This window comes from Paenibacillus sp. J2TS4 (genome assembly GCF_018403245.1).
Classification (GTDB): domain Bacteria; phylum Bacillota; class Bacilli; order Paenibacillales; family NBRC-103111; genus Paenibacillus_L.
In genome coordinates, this window is sequence record NZ_BOSH01000008.1 from 174,783 (window position 1) to 195,530 (window position 20,748).

The window sequence follows — 20,748 nt, forward strand, 5'->3', positions numbered from 1 at the left end:
CCCTGCCGGAAGGAGTGCAGACAAAAACCGGCCAAGGAAATCCTTAACCGGTTCTGAATTAGGCGTTGATTTTTTGCTTGGCTGCATTAGCCAGATCGGAGAATGCCTTGGCATCGGACACAGCCAGCTCCGCCAAAATTTTGCGGTTGACGTCTACACCCGCCAGCTTAAGTCCATGCATGAACTTGCTGTAGCTGAGGCCATTCATACGAGCGGCCGCGTTGATACGGGTCACCCACAGTCTGCGGAAATCGCGTTTTTTGTTGCGACGGTCGCGATAGGCGTACAGCAGGGATTTCATCACCTGCGCGTTAGCGGTTTTAAACAGTCTGTGCTTGGAACCGAAGTATCCTTTAGCCAGCTTCAAAATCTTTTTATGTCGACGACGGGTAACGAATCCGCCCTTAACTCTTGCCATAATGTTCTACCTCCTATAAGTTATCCGTTAGTTGCAATTATTTTACGTAAACAAGCAAATCCTTGATGCGTCTAACATCTCCTGCAGCCATTACGACCGACTTACGCAGATGGCGCTTGCGGGAAGGAGATTTGCTCTCCAGAATATGCCGCTTATAAGCACGGTTTCTTTTAATTTTTCCGGTTCCGGTTTTGGAAAAACGCTTTGCAGCGCCACGGTGAGTTTTCATTTTTGGCATGGAATGGTCCTCCTTGTGTCGATTTATTTCGGCGATAATATCATGATCATGCTGCGGCCTTCCAGCCTTGGCTTGCGCTCTACGCTGCAGAGGCTCTCAGCTTCTGCGGCCACGCGCTCCAATACCTTCTGCCCAATCTGCGCATGAGTGATCTCGCGCCCGCGGAAGCGGACAGAGCACTTTACTTTATCCCCGTCTTTCAGAAATTTCAATACATTGCGAAGCTTGGTTTGAAAATCATGTTCCTCAATGGAAGCACTGAATCGGACTTCCTTGATGTCGACCACCTTCTGGTTCTTGCGGGCTTCTTTCTCTTTCTTCTGCATTTCATAGCGGTATTTTCCGTAATCCATAATGCGGCATACCGGCGGCTTAGCAGTAGGAGCTACGCTGACAAGATCGAGATTCGCATCCGCGGCAATTTGGAGAGCTTCGCGGGTCGGCTTGATGCCTAATTGCTCCCCGTCGGCACCGATCAAACGGACTTCTCTTACACGAATCTCCTCATTGACTAAATGGTCTTTACTGATAGTGTTCCACCTCCGAAAATAATATGGCAAATAAAAAAATATAGCAGCGAGCACCCATAAAAGGGCAAAATAAAAAGATGCGGGCAAACAAATGCCCACATCTGCATTCACAGTCTAAGCGAATCTTTCGTTTTGACCGGTACCTGCCAACAACCGGTCGGCCAGGTGAGAAGCGGGCGCTTCTGCTTTGAATGTACACTCAGTACTGTAATACTATACCATTTGCATGGATAGTCTGTCAACTATCCCGCAGTCAAAACGAAATAGAATCCTTAGCCCGACTTTAGCTCGCTTGCTTGCCCTGCACGTCTTCCAACCGAATAACCCTGGTATGCTTTGTATGACTCCATGTTTTATTGTTTTGGGTGAAGAACGCATACAGGGTGACCGGCCACCAGGAAAGCAGGAATACCGGGAACGTAATTAAAGAACGATACGATTTCCACGATGCTTTCTCAATCAGCAGAGCGATAGGGAATTGCACTGCTCCCAATATCGTAATGGCCCCGAACAGTATCGGTGCAAAGAAGAAGACCGATGTAAAATGCGGCCCGCCCGGAATCGATAAATCAATCCAGAGCACGATCGTTAACAAGGAACCTACCAGCACATTATACACATTGAGCGCATAGATGGCGGTATCGATTTTAGCCCAGTTGGCTTCTTTCAAGCCTTGCCAAAATAACGGGAAGAAATATCGCCGCGCCACTTCAAAATGTCCCTGCATCCATCTCAGTCGCTGTCTCGCCGAAGCCTTGAAGGTCAGAGGCTTCTCATCGTAAACCTTCGCTTCGTAGTTGAAAGTCGGATTAATGCCGCGCTGCACGCATCGCATCGTGAATTCCAGGTCTTCCACCAGACTTGTGGCGCCCCAGCCCATTTCTTTAAGCAGATTGGACTCAAAACACATCCCCGTTCCACCAAGAAAATTGGCCAGGTTCAGATTTTGCCGCGGAAGCTGCCACAGACGGTTGCAGAACCAATAAGTGACGGCATATGCAGAGGTAATCCATGAATCGTGAGGGTTCTTCGTATCCAGATAACCTTGAATCACTCTGGCGCCGGAGCACAGATCATTATTCATGTGCAGCAAGAAATCCGGACTAACCAGATTATCCGCGTCGAACATCACGACTGCATCATAGGAGCGCGGATGCTTCCACAGCTTCTTAAGCATCCACTCGATGGCGTATCCTTTGCCGCGCAGGTTCGGATTGCGCCGTTCAAATGCATAAACCCCGTGTTGTTTAACAATATCCGCTGTCCGATCGGTACAGTTATCACAAATGACCATAATATCGTACAGCTCTTTAGGATAATTCAAGCTCTTCAAATTCTCAATCAGCGCCCCGACCACCTGCTCCTCATTGTGAGCAGCCACCAGAACCGCAAATGACTTTTGAGGCTCATATTGCTTTTTCTGCTTTCTTCGATACCAGCCAAAAAAAGCTAAAGACAGTTGGTAACCCCCGATTAACGCCAAGACAATCTGCATACCAAGAAATACATTGTCCAGCATTGTGGTAAATCCCCCTTTTGTTTTCCCATTTCTCTTTTTGTATTTTGGGAATCTGGTTTAACCTATAGCCGAATTTGATTTTCTCTCTTTAGTCTGTTGTGTCCAATTGGAATTATACTTCCAATGTACCGGCTGGAATTAATTTGTTAGTCTTTGACGGAGATTCGCCGCCAAAAGTTTCACTTCTCTCGAAAAGCTTTGCCCCTAAAAATTTTTTTTAATTTATTCTGTGAAAATGGAGATCTATTTATGTTCGACCGTCCAGAGAGTTTGTCAGCAGTCGGCTATAAGAATTTTAATATAAAACAATGGTCATTTTCAAACCAAGCCTTTTCAAGTCTGACCCACATACTTACGATACATAACTTTTACCATATCAGTCCTCCAATCTTTGGCTTCTCTGCATCACCCCTTTCAAAGATTTTTATCGTCATTAACCAGTATGTCCACTATTGCCTAAGTTTTTCAATAATCCATAATCCGCCCATTTGCGGAATAAGGGTTCTTAATCTTTTTGTTAACCCATTTAAACCTGTTTTGAATCAGCCGACCCCTGTTCCATTTTTTTATTCATACAATATCGGTTTAAAAGTAAAATAGCAAGCCATGTCAAAAGCCCCCAGACGGGGGCAGTCAAAAGGAATCGCTATACAATAATACAATGAATCCAAAGAACCATTAAAATGAATCTTACGACTCAAATATTATCCTTTCTTCTTATTTTTTTCTTAATTCTCCAAATTTTCGCTTTCCGAATCTCGTTCTAGATGCCCGGACTTTTTCGGTCTCCAAGCATCAATTGTCGAAATTGTATGCGCTTCAAACCCTACCTTCCTGTTTTAAACGAATTTCATGCGCCTCCAGTGATTGCTGACCAACAACTACTTCGCAACGATAAATGGGCATGCCTTGGGAGACAAATTTCAGCTCGTATTCGGTGGGCACCAGATCCTCCCTAAGTCCATCAGAGTGAAGATCCAGGCTGATCGCCCTCATTCTTAATTTCAGATCGGCAAAGGAATTGAGAGAAAATTCAAACAAGTTCCGGGAATCGGTTTTAAAATGAATCTCCCCCCGCGCATTTAACAATGACAAATATTTATTAACAAACCCGGGATGGGTGAGTCGTCGCCGCGCATGTTTGTTTTTGGGCCAAGGATCGCTAAAATTCAAATAAATCCTCTCCAGTTCTCCAGGAGCAAAAACGTCCTCAATCCCTTGTATGTTCATCAAGGCCAACGCTATATTATCCAGGCCTATACCATCCTCTTCCCGGCGGAATCGCACCTTGCCGCTTGCTTTTCTTAGCAGTTCATCATACATATCTATTCCGATATAATTAATATCCGGATGAAGAATACTTAATTCACTAATAAATTTTCCTTTTCCCATTCCCAATTCGACATGAATCGGATTGGAGTTGCCGAAATATTCCGACCATCTTCCCTTCCACAAGGAAGGCTGAAGAACAACCAGATCCTCTTGCTTCTCCAAACTTTCCCTAATCCCTTTTCTTCCTCTTAAACGCATCACGCGACCTCCACAACTTGTTTATCAAAAAACAGCATAGTTCATAAAAGCTAAAAAATCAAAAGAAAATGTTGCAAGGCATACAAAAAGAGCATCTGAGCCCGGTTCAACAAGGCATCAAGATCCTCTTTTCTGCAAATGCTATGAAGGATTGATAAAATCAGTTTCGTGAAAAGTATAATCAAGCTTTGGCTTCCTTGTTATAAAACCCTGCATACAAAAAAAATCAGACAGGCGGACCGCCAATCCTGGTTAGCATCCATTGCTCATATAATCGATCCCTCAGCTTTTGGCGGACGGTCGGCAGCAAATGCCGGTCTTGATGAAAACGGACCCCGCTTAACGCCATCGCTTCCTTGACGGTTAATTCGATGGTTATCGTTCGTTCTTGATCGGGAATCGTGACTTGTGCACTCATCGTCGCTCACCTCTGTTAATTAGTGGGGTGGTTAGTTTGTTCAACTTTGCGGTTCGGTGAAGCACGGTATCCAATTTGACCTGTTTCTTCTATTATAAATAATATAATGGATGGAAGCGTTTTTTTCAATCTATATAAGTGGTACTAAAGAAAGCGATCATTCCGTTCCGAAGGAAAGTGCCTCCGAAGCTTCAAACATCATACTCCTTCCCCAAAAAGTGAAGATGAGCTTCGAAGCAATTCCAGGTACTTTTCGGGGACCCCGATCCAACCCATCATTCCTTATTTTATTGGTTCGGCCTTCGGATAGTAGGAATACAAAGCCAAAACTCGCCCTGGAAGCATCTTTCTTTCTCCACTCCATGATCTATGATATCTTTAGTTCAATTTATATAGTCCTATTCCACTCCCCAAATTTATCCAAATTGGTAAAACAGACTCCTAATCTTACTTAAGAAAAGGAGTCTGTTTACTCGGGGGATATTATTTTTGTCGGTTGTCTTCCCGGTTTTCCTCCCGGTTTCTTCCGCCCAGACCGATCAAGCCCAACAAACCAAGCAAGCCAAGCCAGCCCCAATTCATGGTGTTATCCGCGCGTGTGGCCGCTCCAGTACGATAAGTGCTCATGTTATATGGCCCCGTACTATTGCCCCGGCCTGGAACCTGATTCGTGTAGGTGCTTCTTGTTGTGCCATTACCGTACATATCACCGCTCGTCCGATTCACTTCGGTCGTTCCTACATTAGCTCCGTTCAACCCGGACGGCGCTGGATGGGGAGGAACGTTTACTCCCGGAACATATTTGCCATAAGTCCCAGGATAATTCGCCTTACCGCTCATATCTTTAGCTCCGGTATACGTGCCGTTAGTATTCACTGTTGATGTGCCTGGAGCCGGGGCTCCCGTATCCGTAGTCCCCGCCGCACCGGCCACCGTTCCGAATGCCAGCGACAATAACAGGACAGCTATCCCTAAATGCTTTTTCACTAATAAAGTCCCCCTTCTTTATAATGATGATGATAAATGATGGCACGGTCTTATTGTCCTCCTGCCGATATCGTTCTATCCGGTGATTGTACTGGTAAAATTGACGTTTGAAGTCGTCTGAAGCTGCTAAATCTGTATCTGGGGTCTGTTATATGTGCAGTCGCATTTTTTTGGTTGATAAGCTACAATGAGAAAGGGAAATTCAACGTTTTTTTCAAACCGGATAAGGAGCTTACAGCTAATGAATTCAATGACTGCATCGCCCCTTGTATGGGGTGACAAACGATTTCATACATGGAATTACGAAATGAAGACCCAGTTTCATTCGAAGGTATTTAAAGTAATGCTTGATGCAGGCTTTACTTGTCCCAATCGGGATGGCCGGATTGCCATCGGCGGCTGTACCTTTTGCAGTAAACGGGGGTCGGGGGATTTCGCGGGGAATCGACGCGAGGATCTCGTCACTCAATTTAATACGATCCGAGATCGTCAGCATCTGAAGTGGCCGGAGGCCAAGTATATAGGGTACTTTCAGGCTTATACCAATACTTACGCTCCGGTCGACGTGCTTAGGGATTACTATGAGGTCATTCTGGAACAGCCGGGAGTGGTCGGATTATCCATCGCCACCCGCCCTGACTGCCTCCCCGACGATGTCGTCGATTACTTGGCGGAATTGAATGAGCGCACTTACCTATGGGTGGAATTAGGTTTGCAGACGGTGCACGAGGAAACCTCGGAGTTAATTAACCGGGCCCATGATACCCAGTGCTTCCTGGACGGCGTCGCCAAGCTGCGTAAGCACAATATTCGGACATGTGCACATATCATCTATGGGCTGCCGGGTGAAACCGAGTCCATGATGCTGGAGACCGGAAGACAGGTTGCCCGGATGAATGTGCAAGGCATCAAGATCCATCTCCTTCATTTAATGAAGAAAACACCGATGGTCAAGCAGTACGAAGCAGGTCTTCTCAAATTTTTGGAAAAAGACGAGTATGTCAAGCTGGTCGTCGACACGCTGGAAATTCTGCCTCCGGAAATGATTGTCCATCGCCTGACCGGCGACGCTCCCCGCGATTTACTGATCGGTCCGATGTGGAGCCTGAAGAAATGGGAAGTGTTAAATTTCATAGATGCCGAGCTGAAGGCCAGAAATACTTGGCAAGGGAAATTATGGACCGGCAATGGAACGGCTAACCATTAGGAGGACACTATGGGATTTATTTCTATCCTGAGCTACGCTCACCGGCTTGCGGCCGAGCAGCTTCAACCGGGAGATATCGCGGTGGACGCAACGGTCGGCAACGGCGTCGACACTTTATTTTTGGCGGAGCGGGTAGGACCATCAGGGCAAGTATATGGATTTGATATTCAGCCGCAGGCTCTTCGCAAAGCCGCGGAGAGGATGGACCGCCATATGGGCAGCCCGCACCCTGTTCAGTGGATCGAAGCCTCCCACGCGCTTATGAAGCAGTGCATTCCAACCGGATGCCACGGCAAGGTCGGGGCGATCATGTTCAACCTCGGGTACTTGCCCGGCTCCGATCATGCGACGATTACGGTCCCCGAATCGACGCTTCCGGCATTGGATGCTTCACTGGAGCTGCTTCGTCCCGGCGGCGTAATCACTATCGCCCTGTATACCGGCCATGCCGGAGGAGAGCAGGAAGCTGCGGAGGTCGAGCAATGGGCAGCTCAACTCCCGCAGCAAACCTGCCAGGTGCTCAAATATGAATTGATTAATCAACGTAATCATCCGCCCTATTTAATAGCCGTTGCCAAAAAATAAAAGCATACGCAATGCAATCCACATGTATGCTCCTAAAAAGAGGGGAGACTTAACATCCCCTCCGTTATTCTACATATTCATATCTTTATAACTATGAAAGCAGGGAACGCTATGAAACCTTATCCATTACAATTTGTGCCGGAAATGAAGGAAAGAGTCTGGGGCGGACGCTCCCTCGAGAAGTTCGGCTTGCCGGTCCAGGACGGCAGCATCGGGGAAGGATGGATGATCGCTGATCATCCGAACGGGACCACTAAAGTAGCCAATGGCGAGTTGGCGGGAATGGTGCTCGGTGAAATCCGCAGCCGCTTCGGGGAATCTATTCTCGGAACGAAAGGAGCCTCCTCCAAAAACGGCCGTTTTCCCCTGCTGCTCAAGCTTCTGGATTGCGAGGACGATCTATCCATTCAAGTGCATCCCGGAGACGATTATGAGCGGCTGCCTGCCGGAGAGCTGGGGAAGACAGAAATGTGGTACATTCTCGACGCAAAGCCAGGAGCCAAAATCATTTATGGGCTGAAGCCCGGGACCGATCGGGAGTCTCTGGCGGAAGCCATTCAACAAAACCGCATTCTCGACTGCTTGCAGGAGGTTCCCGTTACCGCAGGAGACTCCTTCTACATTCCGGCGGGAACGGTTCATGCCTTGGGGGCGGGCGTGTTGGTAGCCGAGGTGCAGCAAAATTCCGATACGGTATATCGGCTGTATGATTACGATCGTCCGGGGCTGGATGGGCAACCGCGGGAGCTGCATATCGAGGATTCGCTCAGTGTCATTACCTATCAGGGGGCCGGTGCCACCCGAATGACGACGGAAGTAACCGAAGCAAACCAATGGCTCACATTGGCCCACTCCCCTTACTTTATAGTGGAGAAGGGAATCACAGACGGGCCTTGGGAGCTGGAAACAACCGAAGAAACCTTCGTCATTCATGTCGTCTGTGACGGAAAGGGTGAAATCTGTTGGGAAGATGGCACTTTGCCGCTTCAAGCGGGCAGCTGCCTGCTAATTCCCGCCTCCCTCGGAAGCTATCAATTGAAAGGGAGTATGACCGTTCTGCGCAGCTATTTGCCCTAAAAGAAACCCACAAAGTGACGTATACCTTCGAAGCGTATTCCGTCCGCATCCTACAGGATCGGCATTTAGACCTTCTTCTAATCGCGGTCGATCTTCCTGACTTTGCTGCGATAGTGGTTTATACATTACTTTGCTGGGAGCTCCGGAGAACTTGTAACTCAACTTTTGCAGAGCGAAAATTAGTAGCGAATTAGCTTGAAACCTTGCAGTGACGGGGCATGAAGAGATCAGGCACCTTTTTCGCCTAGTTGTCATTTTCCGCCCAGGAGAAGGGAAGCCTCTAGGAGAGGTAGCGTCTAGGAGAAGGATAGCGTCTACGGTAAGGGATGTGTCTAGGAGAAGGGTTGCGTCTACGGTAAGGGTAGCATGCGTCTAACTGTATTTTATGTAGGTAAATTGAAGTAAATGGGCCAAATCGATTAGACTAGATGGAAAAACTACATTTAGAATGGCGGTTTTTTGCGGATATCCCTCTTTTCGCACAAAATAGATGGAGGTTTTCCATTTAGTCTTCGTTTTTAATCTCAACGGAGCAAACTAGCTGCATGAAATCCATCTAGGTCCCATTCTGTGCGAGTAGGCTGTTATCGTGATGGCACCAGCAGATTGTCCTATTTTTCGACCCATCTAGCCATCTTTGCTCAATTAGGTATCGCGAGGCGTTTAGTTGTCCTTTTTTGCACTTTAGCCATCTATGCTCCATTGGGCCACGGGGTGGTTAGTTGTCCTTTTTTGCGGCTCATCTAGCCATCTTTGCTCAGTTAAATACCGCGAGGCGTTTAGTTGTCCTATTTTGCAACTTTTTAGCCATTTATGTTCCGTTGGGCCGCGAGGGCGGGTTGACTGTTTGGCTATGTGATGAAGCCGGTATGACTCGATTGGTGTGGGGCTGTTTTACCTGCAGCAACGGCTCGAAGGGGCCAATAAAATCTTCATCGTCATTAAAGTACGAAAAAGATCAAATTTGATCCCGCATCGACTCCGGCAATGTACAGCTAAAATTGCCTAATTACATAAATCGCAGCTTTGAAGCTGTGTGACGATTTCAGGCTGCGAAAGTCGTTATAAAATTCCAATTTAAACAAGAAACCTCCGGGACCCGAAAAAGCTTGAGCTTCTCGGGTCCCGGAGATTTTTATTTTCCATTCCTTGCCGATCATAAAGGTTGTCTAACTTTGTTCAGTTGGGATAGGGTTGTCGTATAGTAAGCAGGTACTCCCGAAGCATCCGGAGGATAGTAGACTACAAGCAAGCTCGGCTCGGCTGCTTTCATTTCTCCCGTTTGCAAGAATAGATCTAAATTAAACGGCAGCACTTCGATAACGGCATGCTTATGCAGCTCCTTCTCACTGAGCCCGAGTGCGGCAAACTCCGCAGATATCAACTCGGGATGATCCGCCAAGCTCCGTAAATACTCGGTCTGCTCCGCTTTATCCAAGCTGAACGTCCACCATATTTTGCGCGGCTTATATTTATGATTCATAAAATAATCGAGCTTCATCAATCCTTCGACGACTCCCATGGAAGCCGTTCCCCGGCCAGTCAAAAACCCGTGAAGGCGGGTAAACAAATCCTCTAGCTGGTGACCGATTTTCTGCCAGCCTTGCTCTTCCCAATAATCCCCGAACTGCTGGAAGAAATCAAAGGCGGAAGGAAATTCCCGCTCAATCAAATAAAGAACGGTGCGGTCCAGGCGATGCGCGTTCCAATACTTTTCCAGCACATCCTCGACCCGTTTAATCCTTACAATATCGGAAAAAGGAAGAACGTTATTGCTGAGCATTTCGTAAGGAGCATGATCCATATATAAATATCCGTATTTATCAGCGTCGTTGCGCAATCCCGTCCCTCTTAACATCTTCAGAAAACCAAGCTGCAGCTCCTCTGGTCCGAGGGCAAACACATCATTAAACGTTTTGCGGAAGGAATGATAATCCTCCTCCGGAAGTCCGGCAATCAAATCGAGATGCTGATCGATTTTGCCGCTGTCCCGCACCATCGTAACCGTTCGAGTCAGCTTGGCGAAGTTCTGCCGCCGTTTGACCAGCTCGTTAGTCAGATCGTTAGTGGATTGGACTCCAATTTCAAAGCGAAAAATACCAGGAGGAGCATGCTCCGATAGAAACTCAAGCACCTCGGGACGCATAATATCCGCCGTAATTTCGAATTGGAATACGCATCCGCGATGATTCTTGATCAGAAAATCGAAAATTTCAAGAGCATACTCCCGCTTAATGTTAAACGTGCGGTCGACGAACTTGATCAGCTTCGCCCCGGAATCAATTAAGTAGAGTAAATCTTGCTTCGTTCGTTCCATATCAAAGTAGCGTACACCGACCTCGATGCTGGACAGACAGAACTGACAGCTGAAGGGGCAGCCCCGGCTCGTCTCGAAATAAACGACCCGATTCGCGAGACTCGGCACATCCTCCTCAAACCGGTGCGGAGACGGAATGTCGTCCAAATTTATCTTGGGCCTCCCCGGAGCCAGAATGATCTCATCCTTTTTGCGATAAGCAATGCCGTATACAAAATGGAATTTGCGATCCCCTTCGATCACCTGAAGCAAATGATGGAAGGTCTCTTCCCCTTCGCCCATGACGATAAAATCAACCTCGGGCAGCCGTTTCATCCAGTACTCGGTATCGTAGGAAACCTCGGGCCCTCCCAGGACGATGGTTATCTCCGGCATAATTTTTTTGATCATTTGGATGACCGTTATAGTCTCCTCAATGTTCCATATATAACAGGAAAACCCCAGAACATCCGGACGCTTCTGATAAAGATCCGAAACGATATTCATAACGGGATCTTTAATCGTATACTCCGCTATATCGACATCGAAATCTTTCTGACAGAAAGCTTTTAAATACCGGATAGCCAGCGAGGTATGGATATATTTCGCGTTAAGCGTTGCAATAAGCACTTTCATCATTAAGACCCTCTTCTATTGCATTCATTGTATTTAATCATAATCATCCATTTCTTGGCGTGCATCGTCAGATTCGAATCGATGCTTCTTTCCTATTCTACATGGAAACCTCCCGAATGACAAAAGGGAGATCGTTACGAGCGGAAATTAGCGAGGCCATGAAGCCAAAATGGGATGTCGTTTAAATACGATGGGATGCTGCCTGACGAGTGTTGTAGCAAAGACATGCAGGAGTGCATGTTATTATGGCAGGAATCGGTATATATCAAAGAAGACGTGCAATAGTGCATGTCAATTATAGTTAAACTCGAATATTCAACTTAAGCTGCCACAATTACCTGCATTTTTGCTTTAGATTAGCTCATCTCCCTAATTTTGGCCCAAAGACCTGTATTATTGCAGGCTCTTATCTCTTCTATTATATATAGCAGTACTTACAGCACCTCCGCACTGCTAATTCGCTGCCAACCTCCTTACCGGTCACCCTTTCAAAGCTCACCTAACGTATCATACCATATCAACCCTGCTTTCCTGTTCTCACAGAGAGCTCCCCGTTCATTCACCTGAAAGCATGGATGCATTCTAGTGAAGAGTCGGGTATATTAAAGAAATAATACAAGCTGTAAATTCCTAATTTGGAGTGATCTTATAGATGAATTCGCGTAACCAACCTTCACATCCGCACCCCCGCACCGCTAAAGCAGCCAGTCCCCATCGCCGTTCGGGAAAAAAACACGAGGCCGTCACCGGCAGCGCTGAATCCGTTCGCGTAGGCGATCCGATTGTCGTAACTGTCAAAAGACTCGGTATTAATGGCGAAGGCGTCGGCTACTATAAAAGAAAAGCTGTTTTCCTTCCAGGAGCCCTGCCCGAGGAGGTTGTTAAAGCTACGGTAACCCAAGTCGAGCCGACCTTCCTCACGGCTTCCGTCCGGCGAATAGAGAAGCGTTCCCCGTATCGCCAAAAACCGGATTGCCCCGTCTACGATCAATGCGGAGGCTGTCAGCTCCAGCATATTAGTTATGAGGGACAATTGAAGGCCAAGGAAGAGATCGTCAAAGAGGCATTTGCCCGATATTTAGGCGAGGAAGTAAACATCCGTCCCATTCATGGAATGGAACATCCGTGGAGCTACCGCAATAAGGCCCAGCTCCAGGTCGGCTACCAGGACGACCGTCTCCTCACCGGCCTCTATTCGGCGGGAAGCCGCCGGCTGGTCGATATTTCCGGCTGCCCGATTCAGCACCCGGAAATCAATCGGACGATCCAGGTCGTCCGCGGCCTATTGGAGGAGTTGAAGGTTCCCGCCTACAACGAGCGGACCGGCAAGGGAGTCCTCCGCACGATCGTGGCGAGAGTCGGCTTCGCGAGTGACGAGGTTCAACTGACCCTCGTCACGGGCAGCGACAAGCTGCCGCGGCAAAGCCAACTCGTCGAGGCGATTCGCCGGAAGCTGCCCAAGGTGATCAGCATCGCCCACAACGTGAATCCGGATCGGACCCCGCTCGTCTTCGGGGAGGTCACCCGAATTCTGTGGGGCCGGGAACGGATGGAGGAAGCGTTGGGCGATGTCCGCTTCTCGCTGTCTCCACGCGCGTTCTTCCAGCTGAATCCGGCGCAGACGATTCATCTGTATAATTACGTGCGCGAGGCGGCAGCGCTCACCGGCGAAGAGCTCGTCGTCGACGCGTACTGCGGCACCGGCACGATCGGCCTGTGGCTGGCGCCGTTCGCGCGCGAGGTGCGCGGCATCGAGGCCGTGCCGGAAGCCGTCGAGGACGCCCGGCGCAACGCGCGTCTGAGCGGCCTCGGTAATGCCAGCTTCTACGCGGGCCAGGCCGAGCGGCTGCTGCCGGAGTGGGTCCGGCACGGCATCCGGCCGGATGTCGTCGTCGTCGACCCGCCGCGCACCGGCTGCGACCGCAAGCTGCTGCAGGCGCTCGCCCAGGCGAAGCCGCGCCGGCTCGTGTACGTATCTTGCAATCCTTCGACCCTGGCGAAAGATTGCAAGATACTCACCGCCGCCGGCTTCCGCATCGAGTGGGCGCAGCCGGTGGACATGTTCCCGCAGACGGCGCATGTGGAGTGCTGTGTGTCGCTCATTAGGAAATAGCATATTTGAAGGGAGATACGAACATGACAAAGAGAAGTGAAATCAGCAATAGAATGGAGTTGTCGCCAGAACAACGTGAAGGACTGCTCAAAACATTGAAAGCTCGTTTTGAGAAAAACATGAACCGCCATAAAGGTCTTGAATGGGATAACGTACAAGCAAAGCTCGAAGCAAATACTGAAAAACTGTGGTCCCTCCATGAAATGGAAAGAACTGGCGGCGAGCCGGATGTTGTTGGTCATGACAATAAGACGGGCGAATACATTTTTTATGATTGTTCAGCGGAAAGTCCTAAAGGCCGCAGAAGTGTTTGTTACGACCGTGAGGCGCTGGAGTCAAGGAAAGAACATAAACCAGAAAATAATGCTATTGAAATGGCAACTGCCATGGGCATTGAGCTTTTAACGGAAGAACAATACCGGGAACTGCAGAAACTTGGTAATTTCGATATGAAAACATCGAGCTGGGTGATAACACCTGCCAGTATTAGAAAACTCGGCGGGGCCATCTTTTGTGATCGTCGCTATGACACGGTCTTTGTGTACCACAATGGAGCTGAATCCTATTATGCTGCAAGGGGGTTTCGCGGCTCACTAAGAGTCTAAATTTTGGTGAGGAGTCGGCGCTATAGGTCCCGGATGAAACAGGTCGCGGGAAGTATTGGGATAGTAGAAGGGTTCTATCGATGGATACAGGCTAAACAGATGTTGAAAACAGCGTTGATGGCGTCGACTATAGAAGAAAAAAGCTGCTGACATCATGTCTGCAGCTTTTAACTATGAACTATTATAGGTGACCACAATTTCGGAAGCTCTGACTAAATCCCAACTGTGCCGCCAGGATTAATGAACATCAAGCAGATTCTTCACCCGTTTGGCAATTTCACTTACGTTGAAGCCGTACTTTTCGATAATCGTGTCTCCCGGAGCGGAAGCGCCGAATCGGTCAATCGCGATAATATCGCCTTCATGGCCTACATATCGTTCCCAGCCGAGAGAGGAAGCCATCTCGATGGCAATCCGTTTAGTAACAGATGGGGGCAGGACGGAATCCTTATATTTCACGTTTTGCTTTTCGAAGCGATCCCAAGACGGCATGCTTATAACCGCTACATCGATTTGTTCTTCAGCCAGCGCTTCTTGAACTTGTACGGCAAGATGAACCTCGGAGCCGGTAGCCAGCAATAAAGCTTGCGGACGGTCCGATCTACTTTTGGAGATCACGTAAGCCCCTTTGGAAACCCCCTCATAGGCCAGCAGATGGGTATCTTTCATGGTAGGCAGATTTTGCCGGCTGAGCACCAGTGCAGTCGGGGTGCTTTTTGATTCTACGGCCAATCTCCAGGCCGCTTTCGTTTCATTGGCATCCGCCGGACGGATGACGGACAAATTAGGCATGGCTCTCAAGGAGGCCAACTGTTCAATGGGTTCATGGGTCGGCCCATCTTCCCCTACTGCAATACTATCGTGAGTAAAGACATAGGTGACCGGCAAGCCCATGAGGGCAGCCAAACGAATAGCCGGGCGCAAATAATCGGAAAACACAAAAAATGTGCCGGCGTAGGGTTTTAATCCGCCATGCAGAGCCAATCCATTGAGTATGGCCCCCATAGCAAACTCCCGGACCCCGAACCAAATATTTTTCCCATGGTAGGATTGCGGCAAGAACGGCTCTGTATTTTTTATCATCGTTTTGTTCGAGCTGGCAAGGTCGGCGGAACCTCCGATTACGCTTGGCATTTCTTTCGCCAGCACATTAATGATTTCTTCGGATACGGCCCGGCTTGCCGCAGAGCTTCCAAATGGATATTCAGGCAAGATTTCATTCCAGTTCAGAGTGAAATGATCTTCGATTGCCGCCTGCAGCTGCTTGGCCAGATCGGGATAAGCAAGGGCATACCGCTCCATCAGCTCCTGCCATGCTTTTTCTTGATGCATTCCTTTTTCAACCACTTCCGCATGGAAATGAGCATACACTTCCTCCGGAACATGGAACGGCGTTTCGTGGGTCCATTGCAATGCCTGTTTCGTCAATCTCGCTTCCTCGGTACCTAACGGCGAGCCGTGCGAGGCGGATTTACCGGCTTTGTTCGGTGAACCGTAACCGATGGTCGTCTTGATTTCAATGAGTGCGGGCTTGGTAAGATCAGCTTTGGCAAGCTCCAGAGCACGAGAAATTTGTTCTAAATCATTTCCATCCTCAACCTTGATATACTGCCAGCCCTGGGCTTCAAATCTTTGTTTTACATCTTCGGAAAACGACATATGCAGCTCGCCGTCCAATGAGATGTCATTGGAATCGTACAGCACGATTAATTTGCCCAATTTCAAATGTCCGGCAAGCGAAGCGGCTTCATAGGAGATGCCTTCCATTAAATCCCCATCGCCGCAAATGGTATACGTAAAGTGGTCAACCATGCGAAAATCAGGCTGATTGTATAAGGCGGCAAGATGCTGTTCCGCCATAGCCATGCCTACGGCAACAGCGATGCCTTGACCAAGAGGGCCGGTAGTAGCATCAACCCCCGGTGTATGATTGTACTCCGGATGCCCCGGCGTTTTACTCTGCCATTGGCGGAATTGTTTTAAATCTTCCATAGATACAGCATAACCGGAAAGATGCAATATACTATAAAGCAGGCTTGAGCCATGACCGGCAGACAGTACGAAGCGGTCCCTGTTGAACCAAGCGGGATTTTTCGGATTATGATTCATAAATTGGGTCCAAAGCGTATACGCCATAGGAGCACAGCCGAGCGGCATGCCGGGATGTCCCGAATTGGCTTGTTCTATCATATCAATGGCTAAGCTGCGCAGCGACAGAACGGATAACTGTTCAATGTTGGTCATCATCTATGCACGTCCTTTGTAGAGTTGAATTTATAAACTATGAAATTCCTCGATAGATTGTGCCAGTTGGATATACTGCTCGTATCTCATGGCGTAGTCTTGCTGCTTATTAGGGTCCGGATAATAATCGGCCTCGTAAGGTTCGCAATAAATCCGCTGCGCTTCTTGGATGCTTGTGAACAAGCCGGCTGCGACCGCAGCGTAAATGGCGGCTCCTTTGGCACAGACTTGATCTTCTTTGCTGATCATAATAGGCCGGCCTAATACATCGCTCATCATTTGCATAATGTAAGGGGATTTTTTGGCGATTCCGCCAATCACAATGATGCGGTCGATTCGCAGCCCGTTTTCTATGAAGCTGTCAAAAATACGCTTTGCGCCAAAAACGGCAGACATAATCAGCGCCTGGTAAATAGCAGGTGCGGTGCTTCCTAAATGGAGCCCTGCAATCGTTCCTTTAACATTTTCATTTAATACGGGGTATCGTCTGCCGTTAAACCAGTCTAATGCAGTGAGTTGATTAGCAGCATGCAGCGGAATTTCCTTGGCCGCCGCTTCGAGCCGAGAGAGCAGCTGCCCCGAACATTGTTCCTGCAGCAGCTTCTTCTGCTCTTCCGATAACACTTCACTTTGTTGAAGCATTTGCTCAACCGGCCACATTAAAACGGATTTGAACCAGGCAAAAATATCGCCAAATGCAGCTTGTCCGGCTTCAATCCCTACATATCCGGGGATAATGGAATGTTCGGCCATTCCGCATATATGCTTCATCTCTTTATTTTCCAAGCGCTCGGGCTGCTCGATCATCATATCGACGGTTGAAGTTCCTGCAACCTTTACCAAAGTGTGAGGCTGGATACCGGCCCCTACCGCTCCAGCATGAGCATCGAAAGAGCTGCCGGATATAATGACGTCTTCATTTACTCCTAATTGTGCGGCCCATGTTTTGGAAATCTTGCCTGCGGCTGAATCGGCATGCTGCGGTCCGGCACCGTATCTTTGCTTCACTAATACTAAATACGGGTCCAATTGCTGAAGACATTCTTCCGCCGGCAAACCGTTAAAAGCGCTATGCCAAAGAGCTTTATGACCTGCAGCGCAAGAAGAGCGGTACATCGTCTGCGGATCGGTTTGCCCGGTCAGCAAGCCCACAAACCAATCGCAATGTTCCATCCACGTATAAGCAGCTTGTTTCACTTTCTCATCTTTTCTTATCGTGTGCAGGATTTTGGCCCAAAACCATTCTGAAGAATAAGTACCCTGATATTTCGTATAGTCAACGGAAGAAGCCGTGGAAAAAACTGCGTTAATCTCTTCCGCTTCGGCAATAGCGGTATGATCTTTCCACAAATGAAACATGGCATTCGGATTATCTGCAAATTCGGCCTTTAATGCCAAAGGAACTCCCGCTTCATCGATTGGACATGGCGTCGACCCGGTCGTATCCATTCCGATCCCGCACAAATGCTGTCCGGCATGCTCGCCGGCACCGCTGAGCGCCGATTTAAAAGCCGCCGTGAAGGCCTCGATATAATCCAAGGGATGCTGCCGATATTGACTGATTTCATCGTTGCAATACAGTCTTTGCGACCAACGCGGGTAAGCGCAGGATGCTTCGGACAGGGTTCTGCCGGTCGCTCCTTCCACCATAATGACTCTTACCGAATCGCTGCCGAAATCGACGCCGGCAACAATCATGCTTGATCTGCTTTCCAAGTCAAAACCTCCTTTATATCCATGCGGGCAGCGGATGCGGTTAGCGGATGCGAATGACGCATTTCGTTACTTTGTCTTTATGCTGAATCGATTTCTCCATTCCTTCTTGAATGCGGTCGAATTCAAAAATATCGGAAACAATCTCTTTAAGCGGAATGATTCCTTTGGATACCGCTTCAATAGCCTTCGGATAAATGTTGCGGTAACGAAATACCGTTTTTATTGTTATTTCATTATCGATAATATTGTTAACATGGAACTGCGCTTTACCGCTGCTTGTATAGCCTACAAGAACGATCGTTCCGCCCCGCTTGACCATTTTGGCCGTTTGCAAAATCGTTACCTCGGAGCCGGCGGTTTCAAATACGTAATCCGCTCCCTCACCGTCCGTTAATGACATGACAGCGTCAATGGCATTGCCTTCGCTGGCATTTACGATATGTGTACAGCCTAATTGTTTGGCTTTTTCCAAGCGATTCTGCACAAGGTCAACCACAGTGATATTGTTTACACCCATGCTTTTTAAAGAAAGCATGGTCAGCAGTCCGATAGCGCCTGCGCCTAATATAACGGCAGATGCCCCCACTTGAGCACCGGATTGCAAGGCTGCATGCATACCGACGGCCAGAGGTTCCATCAACGCCCCTTCCAGTGTGCTTACATTGTCCGGAAGCTTGAAGCATAAATTGGCAGGATGAGAAATGTACTCGGCAAAGCATCCTTCCAGCACGGGCAAAGAGGCATAGAAATAAACTTTTGGACAGAGATTGTATCTTCCTGTTTTACAGTAGTCGCATGTATAGCAAGGAATGCCTGGTTCTACGGCTACGCGATCCCCTGGCTTTAGCGATGTAACGTTTTTTCCGATTGCTTCTACAACTCCGCCTGGCTCATGCCCCAAAACAATTGGCTCTGTGACATGTTTTTCTCCAATATAACCGTTTTCAAATAAATGCATATCTGAACCGCAGATTCCCACATAGTCCAGTCTGATTAACACATCATCATCTTTTACTTGGGGAACCGGCTTTTGTTCGAACTCCAGTTTACCTACTGTATTCATGATGGCTACCTTCATCGTTTGGCTCATATCTTTTTCTCCTCGTTGAATTTAGAATGAATGATAAAATATATCCATATCATAAATTATAAAGTTTATCATGTAAACTCTTATAAAGAAAAAAATTAAATTAATAAAGCTAACTTATTCTTATTCGACCTAATTTTCTGCGAAGAAAACATTTTCCAATCATTAAAAATGCATTTATTTTAGTTGACACCGCTTCCAGTGTGTAATATAGTCAAATTGTCGATAGGATTAAAGTTTACCATGTAAATTTTTTGTCTTATAAAAGTTTATATAATAAACAGAATGGAGGAAAAATGAAAAGAGCTCAAAATATTGATGAAGTGAAGAAGGCCAATCGTGGATTAGTGCTAAATTTGCTATTGAGGCATCGAGTCATTTCCAGATCGATGCTGGCTGCAAAGAGCGGTTTAAATAAAGCGACAATAACCAATATTGTTAATGAATTCGAAGAAATGGGTGTAATTAAAGAACAAGGGCCTATTTTATCTGATAATGGGCGCAAAATTGCCGGAATTTCACTGGCTCTGGATGATGTTGTATCCGTTGCCGTAAGGATTAATCGCGATTCCATAGAATTTGCTTTGTGTGATATTCAAGCCGCAGTGCTGCAAAAAAGCTTGGTCAAGATCGATAAGGACTCGCCAATATCTTCCATATTAACTTTTATTTACGATGGAATAGACCAAATGATTGCCATGGATGCAAGCAAGAAGGTATTGGGCATCGGTATAGCGATTGTAGGCCCATTAATGACCTATAACGGGAAAACGATTGCAAAGGTATATGATATGCCAGAGCTTTCAAAGGTAGATTTCCAGGAGCAAATCCAAGCAAAATATCCCCACTTGAACGTTTACATCGATCATGACGCAAACGTCTCTGCATTAAGGGAATGGAGAGATTATGTAGAAGAAACAGGAAATACTAAAGGCATAATGATGTATTTGAATTTGGGAGACGGGATTGGCGGAGGAATCATTATCGATGGCCATTTGATCCGGGGCAAAAATGGGATCGCAGGTGAAATCGGACACATGGGCATCAACTTCAATGCCAAGCGCAGTGAATTCAATAAGGTTGGCATATTGGAGCGGTATGCGGCCCCTGTAAATTTAGTCCGGTTAGTGGAAGAAAGATTGCACGAGTTTCCAAATTCACAGTTGCATGAGCATTCTTCCATAAGCGAAATTTATCATTTTTATGAGAAGGATGATGAGCTGGCGGTTTGGGCAGTGAGTCAGATGGCTTGGTTTCTTTCCTATGGAATCAAAAATCTTATTTATATCCTGAACCCGGACACGATTACTTTTGGAGATATGATTGTCAGTTCCCCCAAATTTCTGGCGCAATTGAAAAACAATTTAAGCAGCGACCTGCCAGAGGAAATTGTAGACTCTATAGATATTCGCTTTTCCAAATATGAAAAGGGAGGGATGTTGGAAGGGGCAGGATTGATGGTAGTCAGAAAGTATATGGATTCGCTCAATATTATTGAATTCATTGAAACCCATTATGGTTAATTGAAGGAGGTGAGAAGAA

General features: G+C 47.5%; 17 protein-coding genes and 1 other annotated feature. Of the genes, 6 read left to right on the plus strand and 11 right to left on the minus strand.

Going from position 1 to position 20,748, the window contains the following annotated elements:
* Positions 1–58 precede the first annotated feature (58 nt).
* The 7 genes from rplT to KJS69_RS18005 form a co-directional block, all read right to left on the minus strand.
* Positions 59–418 carry a 50S ribosomal protein L20 gene (rplT, locus tag KJS69_RS17975; RefSeq protein ID WP_213585174.1) on the minus strand — a complete coding sequence of 120 codons (360 nt, stop codon included), beginning with the start codon at positions 416–418 and terminating at the stop codon, positions 59–61.
* A 37-nt stretch (positions 419–455) separates the two neighbouring features.
* Positions 456–656, minus strand: coding sequence for a 50S ribosomal protein L35 (rpmI, locus tag KJS69_RS17980; protein WP_213585175.1), 201 nt, complete (start codon positions 654–656; stop codon positions 456–458).
* 23 nt (positions 657–679) lie between these two features.
* Positions 680–1,186, minus strand: coding sequence for a translation initiation factor IF-3 (gene infC, locus KJS69_RS17985; RefSeq protein WP_213585280.1), 507 nt, complete (start codon positions 1,184–1,186; stop codon positions 680–682).
* Between the two features lie 65 nt (positions 1,187–1,251).
* Positions 1,252–1,380 (minus strand) — a sequence feature (ribosomal protein L20 leader region).
* An 89-nt stretch (positions 1,381–1,469) separates the two neighbouring features.
* Entirely contained in the window at positions 1,470–2,705 is a 1,236-nt protein-coding gene (locus KJS69_RS17990) for a glycosyltransferase family 2 protein (RefSeq protein ID WP_213585176.1), read from the minus strand.
* Positions 2,706–3,524: 819 nt separating this feature from the next.
* Entirely contained in the window at positions 3,525–4,235 is a 711-nt protein-coding gene (trmB, locus tag KJS69_RS17995) for a tRNA (guanosine(46)-N7)-methyltransferase TrmB (RefSeq protein ID WP_213585177.1), read from the minus strand.
* A 226-nt stretch (positions 4,236–4,461) separates the two neighbouring features.
* Positions 4,462–4,653: a hypothetical protein gene (locus KJS69_RS18000; RefSeq protein WP_213585178.1), complete on the minus strand. Its 192-nt coding sequence runs from the start codon at positions 4,651–4,653 to the stop codon at positions 4,462–4,464.
* Positions 4,654–5,136: 483 nt separating this feature from the next.
* Positions 5,137–5,640, minus strand: a complete 504-nt coding sequence (locus KJS69_RS18005) for a WGxxGxxG family protein (RefSeq protein WP_213585179.1) — start codon at positions 5,638–5,640, stop codon at positions 5,137–5,139.
* A gap of 241 nt (positions 5,641–5,881) precedes the next feature.
* On the opposite strand from KJS69_RS18005, the gene mnmL reads away from it, so the two are divergent.
* The 3 genes from mnmL (at position 5,882) to KJS69_RS18020 (ending at position 8,509) form a co-directional block, all read left to right on the plus strand.
* Positions 5,882–6,847, plus strand: a complete 966-nt coding sequence (gene mnmL / locus KJS69_RS18010) for a tRNA modification radical SAM protein MnmL/YtqA (RefSeq protein ID WP_213585180.1) — start codon at positions 5,882–5,884, stop codon at positions 6,845–6,847.
* Positions 6,848–6,856: 9 nt separating this feature from the next.
* On the plus strand, positions 6,857–7,432 hold the full coding sequence (gene mnmM / locus KJS69_RS18015) for a tRNA 5-(aminomethyl)-2-thiouridylate-methyltransferase MnmM (protein WP_213585181.1): 576 nt from the start codon (positions 6,857–6,859) through the stop codon (positions 7,430–7,432).
* Positions 7,433–7,543: 111 nt separating this feature from the next.
* Positions 7,544–8,509 carry a type I phosphomannose isomerase catalytic subunit gene (locus tag KJS69_RS18020; RefSeq protein ID WP_213585182.1) on the plus strand — a complete coding sequence of 322 codons (966 nt, stop codon included), beginning with the start codon at positions 7,544–7,546 and terminating at the stop codon, positions 8,507–8,509.
* Between the two features lie 1,156 nt (positions 8,510–9,665).
* On the opposite strand, the gene KJS69_RS18025 is transcribed toward KJS69_RS18020, so the two are convergent.
* Entirely contained in the window at positions 9,666–11,441 is a 1,776-nt protein-coding gene (locus tag KJS69_RS18025; RefSeq protein ID WP_213585281.1) for a B12-binding domain-containing radical SAM protein, read from the minus strand.
* 652 nt (positions 11,442–12,093) lie between these two features.
* Here KJS69_RS18025 and rlmD point away from each other — a divergent pair.
* Together rlmD and KJS69_RS18035 are read left to right on the plus strand one after the other, a co-directional pair.
* On the plus strand, positions 12,094–13,554 hold the full coding sequence (rlmD, locus tag KJS69_RS18030; protein WP_213585183.1) for a 23S rRNA (uracil(1939)-C(5))-methyltransferase RlmD: 1,461 nt from the start codon (positions 12,094–12,096) through the stop codon (positions 13,552–13,554).
* 23 nt (positions 13,555–13,577) lie between these two features.
* Positions 13,578–14,159, plus strand: coding sequence for a DUF4256 domain-containing protein (locus tag KJS69_RS18035; protein ID WP_213585184.1), 582 nt, complete (start codon positions 13,578–13,580; stop codon positions 14,157–14,159).
* Between the two features lie 237 nt (positions 14,160–14,396).
* Here KJS69_RS18035 and tkt read toward each other — a convergent pair whose 3' ends face one another.
* Genes tkt through KJS69_RS18050 form a run of 3 tightly spaced genes read right to left on the minus strand, consistent with a single transcriptional unit; the run spans position 14,397 to position 19,209 of the window.
* Positions 14,397–16,406, minus strand: a complete 2,010-nt coding sequence (tkt, locus tag KJS69_RS18040; protein WP_213585185.1) for a transketolase — start codon at positions 16,404–16,406, stop codon at positions 14,397–14,399.
* A 27-nt stretch (positions 16,407–16,433) separates the two neighbouring features.
* Positions 16,434–18,119 (minus strand): ribulokinase, encoded by a 1,686-nt coding sequence (locus tag KJS69_RS18045; RefSeq protein WP_213585186.1) that lies wholly within the window; start codon positions 18,117–18,119, stop codon positions 16,434–16,436.
* Positions 18,120–18,159: 40 nt separating this feature from the next.
* Positions 18,160–19,209: an NAD(P)-dependent alcohol dehydrogenase gene (locus tag KJS69_RS18050; protein WP_249730582.1), complete on the minus strand. Its 1,050-nt coding sequence runs from the start codon at positions 19,207–19,209 to the stop codon at positions 18,160–18,162.
* Positions 19,210–19,502: 293 nt separating this feature from the next.
* Between KJS69_RS18050 and KJS69_RS18055 the strand changes: the two genes are divergently transcribed.
* The gene (locus tag KJS69_RS18055) at positions 19,503–20,729 is read left to right on the plus strand and encodes an ROK family protein (RefSeq protein ID WP_213585187.1); all 1,227 of its coding nucleotides are present in this window, start codon (positions 19,503–19,505) and stop codon (positions 20,727–20,729) included.
* Positions 20,730–20,748 lie beyond the last annotated feature (19 nt).

Bases quoted from the DNA above. Each gene is read 5' to 3' on its own strand.
- KJS69_RS17990 (WP_213585176.1), bottom strand. From the start codon at position 2,705: ATGCTGGACAATGTATTTCTTGGTATGCAGATTGTCTTGGCGTTAATC.
- mnmL (WP_213585180.1), top strand. From the start codon at position 5,882: ATGAATTCAATGACTGCATCGCCCCTTGTATGGGGTGACAAACGATTT.
- KJS69_RS18020 (WP_213585182.1), top strand. From the start codon at position 7,544: ATGAAACCTTATCCATTACAATTTGTGCCGGAAATGAAGGAAAGAGTC.
- KJS69_RS18000 (WP_213585178.1), bottom strand. From the start codon at position 4,653: ATGAGTGCACAAGTCACGATTCCCGATCAAGAACGAACGATAACCATC.
- trmB (WP_213585177.1), bottom strand. From the start codon at position 4,235: ATGCGTTTAAGAGGAAGAAAAGGGATTAGGGAAAGTTTGGAGAAGCAA.
- KJS69_RS18025 (WP_213585281.1), bottom strand. From the start codon at position 11,441: ATGAAAGTGCTTATTGCAACGCTTAACGCGAAATATATCCATACCTCG.
- KJS69_RS18035 (WP_213585184.1), top strand. From the start codon at position 13,578: ATGACAAAGAGAAGTGAAATCAGCAATAGAATGGAGTTGTCGCCAGAA.
- rpmI (WP_213585175.1), bottom strand. From the start codon at position 656: ATGCCAAAAATGAAAACTCACCGTGGCGCTGCAAAGCGTTTTTCCAAA.
- mnmM (WP_213585181.1), top strand. From the start codon at position 6,857: ATGGGATTTATTTCTATCCTGAGCTACGCTCACCGGCTTGCGGCCGAG.
- rlmD (WP_213585183.1), top strand. From the start codon at position 12,094: ATGAATTCGCGTAACCAACCTTCACATCCGCACCCCCGCACCGCTAAA.
- rplT (WP_213585174.1), bottom strand. From the start codon at position 418: ATGGCAAGAGTTAAGGGCGGATTCGTTACCCGTCGTCGACATAAAAAG.
- tkt (WP_213585185.1), bottom strand. From the start codon at position 16,406: ATGATGACCAACATTGAACAGTTATCCGTTCTGTCGCTGCGCAGCTTA.
- KJS69_RS18050 (WP_249730582.1), bottom strand. From the start codon at position 19,209: ATGAGCCAAACGATGAAGGTAGCCATCATGAATACAGTAGGTAAACTG.
- KJS69_RS18055 (WP_213585187.1), top strand. From the start codon at position 19,503: ATGAAAAGAGCTCAAAATATTGATGAAGTGAAGAAGGCCAATCGTGGA.